11 protein-coding genes are annotated in these 11041 nt (G+C 44.0%); 3 read left to right on the forward strand and 8 right to left on the reverse strand.

Annotated elements, in window-relative coordinates:
* Positions 1–135 precede the first annotated feature (135 nt).
* Entirely contained in the window at positions 136–1209 is a 1074-nt protein-coding gene (locus WB217_RS12890; protein ID WP_423993619.1) for a hypothetical protein, read from the reverse strand.
* 370 nt (positions 1210–1579) lie between these two features.
* Here WB217_RS12890 and WB217_RS12895 point away from each other — a divergent pair, with 370 nt between their 5' ends.
* Positions 1580–2479, forward strand: coding sequence for an NAD(P)/FAD-dependent oxidoreductase (locus tag WB217_RS12895; protein WP_423993620.1), 900 nt, complete (start codon positions 1580–1582; stop codon positions 2477–2479).
* Between the two features lie 374 nt (positions 2480–2853).
* Here WB217_RS12895 and WB217_RS12900 read toward each other — a convergent pair whose 3' ends face one another.
* Complete coding sequence (locus tag WB217_RS12900) at positions 2854–4389, reverse strand: FAD-dependent oxidoreductase (protein ID WP_423993621.1); 1536 nt, start codon at positions 4387–4389, stop codon at positions 2854–2856.
* Between the two features lie 189 nt (positions 4390–4578).
* Here WB217_RS12900 and WB217_RS12905 point away from each other — a divergent pair, with 189 nt between their 5' ends.
* A complete protein-coding gene (locus WB217_RS12905) occupies positions 4579–5931 on the forward strand; it encodes a UDP-glucose dehydrogenase family protein (protein WP_423993622.1) in 1353 nt (450 codons plus the stop codon).
* A gap of 60 nt (positions 5932–5991) precedes the next feature.
* Positions 5992–6468 (forward strand): Cys-tRNA(Pro) deacylase, encoded by a 477-nt coding sequence (ybaK, locus tag WB217_RS12910; protein ID WP_423993623.1) that lies wholly within the window; start codon positions 5992–5994, stop codon positions 6466–6468.
* Positions 6469–6589: 121 nt separating this feature from the next.
* Here ybaK and WB217_RS12915 read toward each other — a convergent pair whose 3' ends face one another.
* From WB217_RS12915 to WB217_RS12940, 6 genes are read right to left on the reverse strand one after another with little or no spacing between them, the layout of a single operon-like run.
* Positions 6590–7306 (reverse strand): hypothetical protein, encoded by a 717-nt coding sequence (locus tag WB217_RS12915; protein ID WP_423993624.1) that lies wholly within the window; start codon positions 7304–7306, stop codon positions 6590–6592.
* A 7-nt stretch (positions 7307–7313) separates the two neighbouring features.
* Positions 7314–7676, reverse strand: coding sequence for a FixH family protein (locus WB217_RS12920; RefSeq protein ID WP_423993625.1), 363 nt, complete (start codon positions 7674–7676; stop codon positions 7314–7316).
* Positions 7673–8344, reverse strand: a complete 672-nt coding sequence (locus WB217_RS12925; RefSeq protein ID WP_423993626.1) for an ABC transporter ATP-binding protein — start codon at positions 8342–8344, stop codon at positions 7673–7675. Before WB217_RS12925 ends, WB217_RS12920 begins: the two co-directional genes overlap by 4 nt.
* Positions 8341–9138: an ABC transporter permease gene (locus tag WB217_RS12930; RefSeq protein WP_423993627.1), complete on the reverse strand. Its 798-nt coding sequence runs from the start codon at positions 9136–9138 to the stop codon at positions 8341–8343. Before WB217_RS12930 ends, WB217_RS12925 begins: the two co-directional genes overlap by 4 nt.
* Positions 9135–10454, reverse strand: coding sequence for a nitrous oxide reductase family maturation protein NosD (nosD, locus tag WB217_RS12935; protein ID WP_423993628.1), 1320 nt, complete (start codon positions 10452–10454; stop codon positions 9135–9137). The genes WB217_RS12930 and nosD overlap by 4 nt, the downstream gene beginning before the upstream one ends.
* A complete protein-coding gene (locus tag WB217_RS12940) occupies positions 10451–11014 on the reverse strand; it encodes a hypothetical protein (RefSeq protein WP_423993629.1) in 564 nt (187 codons plus the stop codon). Before WB217_RS12940 ends, nosD begins: the two co-directional genes overlap by 4 nt.
* Positions 11015–11041 lie beyond the last annotated feature (27 nt).

The following is an 11041-nucleotide window of genomic DNA, read 5'->3' on the forward strand; positions in this document are numbered from 1 at the left end:
GGAAAGCTTCGAGAACGCTGACCTTGTATATGACAGCACCGCTGAGCTATCATTTGAGAAGATTGTAGAAGTATATAACGCATAAAAACAACGAAACCCGGTCTGGATAGGCCGGGTTTTTTGCTTGAGATGATTCTAGATGGAGTCATCGCTTTCTAATGCTTTTTTTACCTGCGAGTAAAAGGCTGCCGATTCGTCGACATTCAAGACGATCCGCGTCACTTTCCGTTTCAAACCGTATATCAAATGCAGTTCTTGGGGTTCATGAAGAAGGATTTCAAATGCCGGCTTCTCCACAATAAAATCAGCGACTCTCGCATCGTACAGTTCAGCCATTTCCTTACGGCTGAATTTCTCTGGTCCCACATAGTATTTAAATTCTTTTATCTGACTTAACGGAAGGTGCATGCTCTTTGAAAAACCTGTTTGCAGCAGTAGATGATTGTCAGTAAGCAGATAAGGAGTCAGACGAATTGCCTGGATTTCGGCGATGAAAAATAAGATTCCATACAAATTCAGGAACAGCAGTAAATATGAAACGACGGCGTTCCAACTATGCAGGTAGTAGTGCAGCCCGATCGACTCAATGGCAATTGCGTGGATCAGCATAATATTTACAGCATTTACGCTTGTTTTTTTATGATAGGTAAAAGCCTGGCCGCCATTAATGTGGATTTTCTTTTTCCAGGAGAACAGCGCGTAATGGAATAAGGAAAACTCTGTGGTGAAAATCAGTGCTGTCTTGTTTCCTGGTAAATGTTTTTCAACCGCATTTTTCACATTAAAGAGGAAAAATGAGTTTTGCTTGCTTAAACTTTTGTACTCTTTTAAAAGCTTTGGCAGTCTGGCAATCACGGTGTAGGCGATATAAAGCTCAAGCAGCAGGAATGCACCTTCAGAAACCATCAGCAAGTAGGGAAGGATGGAGTACTCCGCTAAATGCTGCTGAGGGACTATAAAGTAAGCAGCAGCAAAACCAGCGAAAATCACAATACCTAGATATTTAAGCGAATACCGTTTGCGGATAATCATGAAGTAGGTCAGAAGAGGGAATATGATCAGTAAATCAAGCAATGAACCTAAGACAGCTCCATCTGGAACCGGGCCGAACATAGAGGTTCGATAAAGCGTGTAGTTTGATAGCAGAATCAATGAGGCTAAAAATACAAAAAGCAGGACTTTTGGTTTTTTCACCATTGTATTTGTCATAAATATCCACCTCACTTTTATTATAACTGAATTCATAGTGCTAAGGTAATATATTGAGTGCGTTCGAGAAAATTAGAGGGTGTGGATTTTCCAATGAAATGGAAATTATAGGGATTATGGGGCAATTTTGCAGTGATTATCTATAATACTGTAGAAATTAACCGGGTAACCGTAGAAATAAGATAACCGTAGAAATAAATCCACTTTTCGTAGAAATTAATGTAAATGACACAGGAATCACAGTCAAATACTACATCAATGATTGCCATGTTGGACTTCAAAAACAACGGAGTTTCGCAAATACCGGATTACCCCTCCTCGAAAAGGGAAATATGCTACTATGATTCTTTTTAGAGGATGGTGTAATGAAATGTATGATTGCCTCATTATCGGAGGTGGGATTGCGGGCCTTCAAGCTGCAATCCAGCTCGGCCGATATAATCATAAAACGATGGTGCTCGATTCGGGAGATGGGCGATCAGCCATTTGCCATAGCTACCACAATATTCTCGGTTATCCTGATGGAATCAGCGGGCCGAAATTGAGGGAGATTGGCCGTCAGCAAGCTGAAAGACTCGGTGTCGAGTTCGTTAAAGGCAAGGCAGCAAATGCCAGGAAAACGGCATCTGGATTTGAAATAGAGTCTGATAGCGGTGAAACCCACAAAGCGAAAAGGCTGCTGCTAGCAACAGGGATTATGGATCGGGTCCCTCCCTTCCCGAATTTGATGCAGACTCTTGGTATCAGTGTTTACGTCTGCCCGGATTGTGACGGTTATGAAGTGAAGGACAAAACCACGATCGTGATGGGAGCGGGAAATGTCGGAGCGAATATGGCGCTTACTTTAAGCTATTTTTCCAATAAAATTACGTATGTGAACCATGAACGAACAGAAGTCGATGAGGAAAAGAAGACCGCTATGGAGGAAAAGGGAATCGAGTATGTCGATGGGCCAATCGAGAAGGTTTTGGCAGATGGACCAGATTTCAGGGGAGTCATCCTTGCAAACGGAGATCAGCTAACATCTGAGCGCGGCTTTATTGCCTTCGGAGGAAATGAAGTGAAGTCGCAGCTCGCACAGCAGCTTGGCGTGGAACTTCATGAAAACAAGCATATCCTTGTCGACCCGCGGACCAAAATGACGAATGTGGAGCATGTCTGGGCGGCAGGAGACGTCGTCGCGCATTCTGAACAGGTCACAATTGCGATGGGCGATGGGATGCAGGCAAGCATCTGGATCCATAAGACGCTTTTAGCGGAAAAAAATTAACGTTTTTCGTTAAAAACGAATGTGAATACTTATTTTCCTGCTTAGCAGGGTTATTTTTCTAAGTTAGGATACATGATGTGCTTTAATTAACTGGTAAAAGCGGTTTGTTTAAAAGTAAGGGGCTCTGATCTACTAGTAAAGACGGTTTATTACTAGTAATGTGCGTTTTATTACTGGTAATTTGAGGTTTATTACTAGTAGTGTGCAATTTATTACTAGTAATATGCGCTATTTTACTAGTAAGCGTAAGGCGGCGTTTGTGTTAACCAGTAAGGCGTATCACTTTATCAAGAAGCATATCATTTAATAGAATGAAACTTTATGTAAGCGATCAAGCGAAAAAGCCGCCACTCAAACCTGAATGGCGGCTTCTCTTATTCTAAATCCACTTTCTCCAATGGCAGCTCTGCTGGCCCTTCGATAACATCTCCTTTATAGGAGAAGCGTGAGCCGTGGCATGGGCAGTCCCATGTGCGTTCGCCGTTATTCCACTTCAATTCGCAGCCCATGTGCGTGCAGGTGGTGTCGACGACGTGCAGTTGTCCGTTTTCGTCTCGATAGGCTCCGGCGCGTTTTCCGTTTACTGTAACTGCAGCGCCTTCTTCATTGCCAAGGCTTTCTGGATTGGTCGATGGACGGTCGAATTTTCCTTTAATCAATTCCTTCGCGACTGTGGCATTATCGGTAACGAAGGTCGCAATGTCTGGGCTGGCATGGAATCTTTGCGGTTCAAATAAATCCTTGTAAGGATTGTCCCTTTTCAAAACAAGGTCTGTCATCAGAAGAGCTGCATTGATTCCATTCGTCATGCCCCATTTGCGGTAGCCTGTTGCGACAAAAATATTGTCCGTGCTTGATGAGTATTTTCCGACGAATGGAATTTTATCAAGCGTTGTTGGGTCCTGTGCAGACCAGCGGAACGGGATTTCCTTTATCCCAAAAGTTTGTGAAGCGAACGCTTCAAGTGCTTCATAATACTGATGGGTGTTATCTTCCTGACCGGTGATATGGCTGTCGCCGCCAAACAGGACTAGCTTTTCGCCATTCCAATCTGTGAAGCGAAGCGACCTAGTAGGAGTTTCTGCGTTAATGTACATGCCACCAGGAAACTCTTTTTCAGTCTTGACCGCAAGTACATAGGAGCGATTCACTTGCATGCGCGAAAAGTAAAATCCTTTTAAATCGTAAAAAGGAAAGTGCGAGCTGATGATCAGTTGATTGCAATTGACCCTATGGTTGTCTCTGGTCGTTACAACTGGCTCATCGCCTTCTTCCATATCGGCTGCTGTTGTATTTTCAAAGATTTGCCCGCCCAGTTCAGTAAATTGTTCAACCAGATGCTTTAAAAACTTCAAAGGGTGGAACTGTGCCTGATTGCGCATGACAACAGCCGCTTTGGCTTCTACCGGGATTGGGATCTCGGAAACATACTCGCCACCAATAACGCCCAGCTTTTCATAAGCCTTAAATTCCTTGAGCAGTTTCTCCATTTCTTTTTCAGAATTCGTGTAGACATATGCATCCTCTTCGGTTAAGTCGCAATCAATCTGTTCGTCCTTGACGAGGTTTTTGACAAATTGCATCGCGTCATAATTAGCCTGATAGTACAGGCGTGCTTTTTCCTCGCCAAAATGGCTGATCAGTTCGTCATAAATGAGACCATGCTGTGGTGTGACCTTTGCGGTCGTATGGCCGGTTGTCCCATTTAAAATCGTGCCGGCTTCAATCACCGCCACCTTGACTCCTGCCTTTGCCAGCAGATAGGCCGAGGTCAAGCCGGTAATGCCGCCGCCCACTACTGCTACATCAACCGTTAAATCCTCCTGCAGTTTTGGGAAAGAGGGAAGCTCTGCAGTTTTACGCCAAAAAGGTTCAGGAAAACGCGGTAATTTGGAATTGTAATCGTTCATGAACAATCCTCCTTAAAAATCTTCATAATAACTAATTTTTCCTTTTTTACGAAAAACATGTACGGAAATCATTTTTCTATTACCCTGCACGTATAAGAGGTAGACAAGTTTTTACCAAAAAGGGCGGAATAAAGGGGAAATGCTGTCTGCCATGATAAAATAAGTACATTAGAGCAAAGGAGGGCCAATATGGAAATCACAGTCGTCGGAACAGGGTATGTTGGCCTTGTTACGGGTGTTTGTTTTGCTGAAGTAGGCTATAAGGTAACGTGTTTTGATATAGATGAAAAGAAAATCAGGACTCTTTCTGGAGGGCAGTGCACGATTTATGAGCCGGGGCTCGAGGCTATGCTTCAAAAAAATCTCAAAGCGGGAAGGCTCCATTTTACCGCTGATGTTCAAACAGCTTATACGAACGCTGATTATATCTTTGTCGCTGTAGGAACACCGGAAAATGAAGATGGGTCGGCGAATCTCGAATATTTGGAAGCAGCAATAGCGGACATTGGTGCCAATTTAGTTCAAGAGGCGATTATTGTCATCAAAAGTACAGTTCCTGTAGGGACAAATCAAAGAATTGCCAGGTTATTAAAAAAACAGGTCCCGCAAGGCTTGAAGGTAGATGTTGTTTCGAATCCGGAGTTCCTGCGTGAGGGATCCGGAATCCTGGATACTTTCCATGCAGACCGCATCGTCATCGGTGCGGAGGACTGTGAGGCGGGCGGCAAGGTTGCAAGGATTTATGAACCTTTTGGTTTGCCTGTTCTGCAGACGGATGTCCGCAGTGCGGAGCTTATCAAATATGCTTCAAATGCCTTTCTGGCGACAAAAATTAGTTTTATCAATGAAGTTGCCAATCTGTGTGAACACACTGGCGCCAATATCGAGGATGTCGCGAAGGGGATGGGCATGGACCAGCGGATCGGCAGCCAGTTTTTAAAAGCGGGAATTGGCTACGGCGGCTCGTGTTTCCCAAAGGATACAAAGGCGCTGGAAAAGCTGACACAGTACTATCGGTATGATTTTAAAATATTGAGGTCTGTCATCGAGGTGAACAGCAGGCAAAAGCAGCAGCTGTTTGTGAAGGCAAAAGAGATAATGGGGTCCTTGAAGGGGAAGCGTGCCGCAGTGCTGGGTACCGCATTCAAACCGCATACGGATGATATACGGGAAGCCCCGGCAATGGAGTTGATCGCCCAGCTGTTGGAGGAAGGTGCAGACGTATCGGTCTATGATCCAGCCGCACTGAAAAAAGTAGAAGAGATTTACGGCAGCAGGCTTTATTACTCAGGTAATGTGGATGCCGCCATCAAGGGAGCGGATGTTGCTTTTATCATGACAGAATGGCCGCAAATCATGGAGTACGATGTGCAGCGCTTCGATTTGTATATGAGGGAGCCGGTCCTTTTTGACGGCCGGAATTGCTATGACCTTAAGGCTGCTGAAAAAGCGGGCATAATGTATATTTCAGTCGGAAGAAAGCCAGTAACGGCATACCATCACGAAGAAAGCCTTGAGAGTGGCACGGTGGGGCAGGATTGAACATCTCTGATCATATAAGGTAAAATTATCCTAAGTACCTTCAGTTTAGGAGGAAGAGGGATGGCTAAGGTTAAAACGAATGCGATGAGAATCCTTGATACGCAAAAGGTGCAGTATGAGATTCTCACCTATGATGCGAATGACGGAAAAATAGACGGTGTCGCCGTTGCCGGGAAGATTGGCAAGGATCCCGCTCAGGTATACAAAACACTTGTCGCAGTGGGGGCAAGCAAGAATCTTTATGTCTTCATCATTCCTGTTGAGGCGGAACTGGACCTGAAGAAGGCGGCCAGGGAAGCGGGCGAAAAGAATGTGGAGATGCTGCCGGTTAAGGACATCCAAAAGTTCACTGGTTATATTCGTGGCGGCTGTTCCCCGATTGGCATGAAGAAGAACTATCCAACCATCTTGGATGCCACCGCCGAGGAATTGGAAACGATAATCGTCAGCGCTGGTAAAATCGGATTTCAGGTCGAGCTTCCTCCAGCAGAGCTTTTGAAAGCCACGAATGGTAAGCTGGCATTATTGACGAAATGAAAAACCACAGCCCGCGGGGGTTGTGGTTTTTTGTGTTTTATGGAAAATACTTCAGGACCTTGGCTTCTTTTTACCAAAAGGAAAAACTCTCTGCAGTACGGTTTAAGTTTCAAAAACGGAACTATTCCTTATCGGCTGCATTGATTTTGATATCCAAACTGGATATTTGGGACTGATATAGTTCCTCATATTTCTTCGATGTGTCATAGGCAATTTCTTTTTCGGAAGCATTCGGCTTTTCTTTTACCACATCTGACTTCAAGGTTTCATAAATTTTCTGGGTGAGCAGTTTTTCAGTGAAGAAGCTGTTCAGCCGATTTTGATAGGCATCCTCTGGAAAGTCCGCGACAAGCTTTGCGGCAGGCTCATATTGCTCGATTTTGGCGGAAAACTCCTTGATCGCGTCAGTAATAGCATTTCCCTCTACCTTTAGCCCCTTTTCCTTAGTCAGCAGGTACATGGCGTGCTGTTCAATCATTTTCGATAGATTAACATTAAAGTTATCATGATATTTAAGCTGTTCATCCCAATAGGCCAGCTTATCCTCAAGCTCATCGCCCTGGAGCTTCTGTTCGTCCTGCTGGCGGTTTAATTCAATCTCGACCTTGTTCATCAGCTGGTAAAATTGCAGATCCTCATAGGAAAGCACCTTTCCGTCGATGGTGACGACTTTATCGTCTGCTGTAAAACCATTTTCATCGGCTGGAGTCTGATCAATGGCTTCGTTTTCTGCAGAAGTAGTGCTTCCCTTGGCAGGATCCTTTTCGTCCTGCTGGCAGCCGCTAAGCAAAAGGGCAATCAGAAGCATGGTCAGGATAAATAAAATCTTGATTTTCATTTGAGCATCAGTCCTTTTCCACTTCAAATGTAATCACGTGTTCGAATGTACTGCCATCTGCTTCACCCTCGATAGTAGCGAGCCATTCTCCTGCCATCGGCAGTTCAACGCTGGATTCGTATACGCCATTGCCTTTATCTTCAAACGTTAATTCAATCGTCCCATGGTCCATTTTTGCCATCTCGAGGTAAGCGGTGAATTCAAGGCCTTCAGCTGGGTTGCCATCCTTTAAGATTTCAATGACCACCGGATAGCTTTCGCCAGCTTTCTGTTTAGGTGCTTGTTTTAAGCTGAATTCATAATCTGAACCTGAGCTGCAGCCGGATAAAATCAATATGAGCAACATAAAGCCAAACATTAATTTTTTCATTTTGAATCCGCTCCTTTTAAATGTTCATTCATAAATTCATCCACCGTGTACTTTGTCATCTGCCCGTCCTCTAAAAAGGCTACATGCGTGCAGATCTGCTTGATTTCGTCCATGTGGTGCGAGGCCATGAAGATCGTTTTGCCGGTAAGGGATTTCAGAATTTGTAAAATCTCCTCACGTCCAAGCGGGTCGAGTCCGCTCGTCGGTTCATCAAGGATCAGGACATCTGTGTCATAGTACAGCATGACGCAAAGGCCAAGGCGCTGCAGCATTCCTTTTGAGTAACCCTTTACCTGGTTATTGCGATCGTCCCAAAGCGAGACAAGCTTCAATTTTTCCTCGATTTTTTTTTCATCGATATCATTTGAACCCAGGGACGCGAAGAAACGCATATTTTCCTCCCCGGTAAGGTGTGGATAGAGGTGGAACTTTTCTGGAAGGTAGGAAACGATTTTCTTCCAGTCTCCCTTTTTATTCGAATAGCCTCCTAGAGTAATTTCTCCGTTTTTAACAGCCTGCAGGCCAAGGATTGAACGGATCAGCGTCGATTTACCCGCGCCATTACGGCCAACCAGGGCACAGTATTCATTTTTTTCGATGGTAAGATTGATATCCTTTAAGACTTGTTTATTTTTATAAGACTGAGTTAGTCCTTTGATTTCGATCATGATTTATCCCCCTTGCTGCGGAACAGGATGGAGAGCTCGAAAAATAAGATCAGCCAGAAGCCCAGGTCAATCAAGAGAAACTTCCATGGTGCCATCCAGATCATTTTTTCCATCAATCTCGACATATTGTTCAGCGAGAATAAGCCGAGTGATGTTTCCAGGTAAAAGCGCAAGGTGTGCAATGGATCCAGGAAATAGAGCCATGAAAACAGTTTGACATTTTCATAGGATACAGACGGAACATATTGGATGAATGCCAGGTCAATCAGGAAGACGACCAGGAACCAGGTGAAGATGGTTGCTCCGATCAGCTGCATTTTCGTGTTTGTGATATTTCCTAAAAACAGTCCAAGCTGATTAAAAATCAGCAGCAGGACAACAACGGTTGCCACAAAATAAAGAAAGCTGGAAAGCTGGAATTGCAGGAACCACTTCATCATGATGGCTAACACGAAGTACCAGGCAACAAATGTGCCGATGACGACTGTTTGGATGGCGATGCTTTTTTTTAGCATCAGGCTGCGGTTCGATTCCTTTTTCGTCAACAGGATCATTGATGTCTTAAGCTCTTTTTCCTGAAAAATCGAAAAGGAGGAAATGAAGAGCGCAAAGATAGGTACAAGGAAAATATTCATATCATAGAGCGAGAGAAGAAAGGCATCGAATCCGAGTTCATCTGGATAAGAACGAGCTTCCATTAAAAGAAACATGGACGATAGTATGACCATGGCAAGGCCAAGCCAGAGACCCTTCCCGCGTGACTGTTCAAGCCATTCCTTCCAAATGTAATTCATGATAAACGACTCCTTCTCTTCTTGATAAAAAACCAGCCCAGAATCAGGATTACAGGAATGACTGCAGGATAGAGCAGCGAAACGCGTGATGGCTGATTCTCTTTGATTAATGGGAATTCATCCACGACCATCACTTTCTGGGTGCTCAGGACTTCATTGATTTTTTCATAAATTTTAATGGCGGGACTTTTCAAAAATAGGTAAGCAAGTTCATTTTCTTCGATTAATTTGTACAGAGATGATCTATATTCAACAGGAGAGTCGCCAATTTTGTTCTGGTCCAAATCAAGAACAGAAAGCTCTGTTCCCCAGTAGTTCCCAATCCCGTTTTGATTCCATTGGTTATATGATTCTCCGCCAATCGTCAGGACATTGGCCACGTTTTGCTTGAAATGGTTCTTTGTGAACACCTGTGATGTTGAAGTAGTCCATAATTCTACTCCAATCTCATTGTGGAAAAATTTATTTCCTTCAATCCTGTTTTGCGTGGATTGTTCGAGATAGATGCCGCGTTGGTTCAGGTAAAACTCATTATCCAATACAGTGTTGCTGCTGCTCGTTTGGATGATCAGCCCGAATGAACGTGAGCCCTGGTTAAAAGAAAATTGATTCTCCTTCAAAACGATTCCGTGGGAGTGCATGATTGCCGCACCACCCGTATTTTTATTAAAGTGATTCTTGTAAAAGGTGTTATCGTTTGAGTACATATAGTGCAAGCCGTACCGTGTTTCACTAACTTGATTGGTGCGTATTTCGTTTTTATCCGCGTATTCAACATAAATGCCATCGCGTGTTTTGGTTAATTCACAGTTTTCGATGATGCTATTGTAGGTACGGATCAGCTGGATTCCGTTACCCTGGCTGCCAAGCTTGCCCGTTCCCTGGCCGGTTACTTTTACATCGTTAACGAGGTTGTACTTTGAACTATTAAGAAAGAGACCATGGTAAACATCGTGAATAACTAGTTTAATAAACTGGTTATGATCTCCCATCGAACGAATTCCGGAATATTCTTCACCGGAGTTCCTGCTTAGGCTGCTGTTTTCAATCTTGAAATTCTTTAAGGTAACATTGGAGGCTTTGACAAGAATGACATTTCCTTTTCCATCTCCACGGATGACCGTTCCCTTTTTTCCGATCAGCGTGATTGGCTTAGTAATGACAATATTGCCTTCATATTTCTGTGCATCAAGTTTTAGCTCACCGTTTTTTGGAGTTTCATCAATTAGCTTCTGCAGGGATACATCTGCAGAGACAGGCAGGGTGGATAAAATCCAGACGCCTATCCCAACAAATAAGATTAGTAGTTTGTTCATTGTTTTCGCTCCAGCCAAAAGGGCAGAAGTGTCAAAATGAATGCTGCTCCCAACAGAAATGAGCCTGTCGTGAAATAACTGTGCGTGACAAAGTTGGCAAGGATGTTTTCTCCAATAATCGGTGGTACAAACGGGTCAAGCTCGATCGGTGCCTTCGGGTCAAGCTCAGTGCCGAATTTTGTCAGCCAGCGCTTCATGTCATAAATGCCAAGGACGCCGCCGATGACTAACAGCCCAACTGGAACGTATAAAAGGGCTTTCCTTCTTAATAGGGCAACGATAATGATGATTGCAGCCAGCCCCATGATCAGACCAGGCAAATATTGTAGTTCAGGAAAGCTTTCATTGCTGAAGGGAGACATCCCAATGTAATGGTTCAAGCCATTTACGATATCAATGTTACCTTCGAGTTTGCTTGGATAGACAATGATATCAAGACCCTCACGGTATTGCGGTGCAAAAAACTTCATTCCCCACCAAGGGAATTTGATAGAGGCAAATATTAGTCCTGCAGCTCCAAACAGACTAAGCATAGAGCCAACAGATATCCGTTTTGCCATCTTGATCATCTCCTATTAGAAATGCGT

Origin of the sequence: Mesobacillus sp., from assembly GCF_049588175.1 — a bacterium.
Lineage (GTDB): Bacteria > Bacillota > Bacilli > Bacillales > Cytobacillaceae > Mesobacillus.

Excerpts from the sequence above, each read along its gene's own strand:
- WB217_RS12890 (WP_423993619.1), bottom strand. The coding sequence starts at position 1,209 with ATGACAAATACAATGGTGAAAAAACCAAAAGTCCTGCTTTTTGTATTT.
- WB217_RS12895 (WP_423993620.1), top strand. The coding sequence starts at position 1,580 with ATGTATGATTGCCTCATTATCGGAGGTGGGATTGCGGGCCTTCAAGCT.
- WB217_RS12900 (WP_423993621.1), bottom strand. The coding sequence starts at position 4,389 with ATGAACGATTACAATTCCAAATTACCGCGTTTTCCTGAACCTTTTTGG.
- WB217_RS12905 (WP_423993622.1), top strand. The coding sequence starts at position 4,579 with ATGGAAATCACAGTCGTCGGAACAGGGTATGTTGGCCTTGTTACGGGT.
- ybaK (WP_423993623.1), top strand. The coding sequence starts at position 5,992 with ATGGCTAAGGTTAAAACGAATGCGATGAGAATCCTTGATACGCAAAAG.
- WB217_RS12915 (WP_423993624.1), bottom strand. The coding sequence starts at position 7,306 with ATGAAAATCAAGATTTTATTTATCCTGACCATGCTTCTGATTGCCCTT.
- WB217_RS12920 (WP_423993625.1), bottom strand. The coding sequence starts at position 7,676 with ATGAAAAAATTAATGTTTGGCTTTATGTTGCTCATATTGATTTTATCC.
- WB217_RS12925 (WP_423993626.1), bottom strand. The coding sequence starts at position 8,344 with ATGATCGAAATCAAAGGACTAACTCAGTCTTATAAAAATAAACAAGTC.
- WB217_RS12930 (WP_423993627.1), bottom strand. The coding sequence starts at position 9,138 with ATGAATTACATTTGGAAGGAATGGCTTGAACAGTCACGCGGGAAGGGT.
- nosD (WP_423993628.1), bottom strand. The coding sequence starts at position 10,454 with ATGAACAAACTACTAATCTTATTTGTTGGGATAGGCGTCTGGATTTTA.
- WB217_RS12940 (WP_423993629.1), bottom strand. The coding sequence starts at position 11,014 with ATGGCAAAACGGATATCTGTTGGCTCTATGCTTAGTCTGTTTGGAGCT.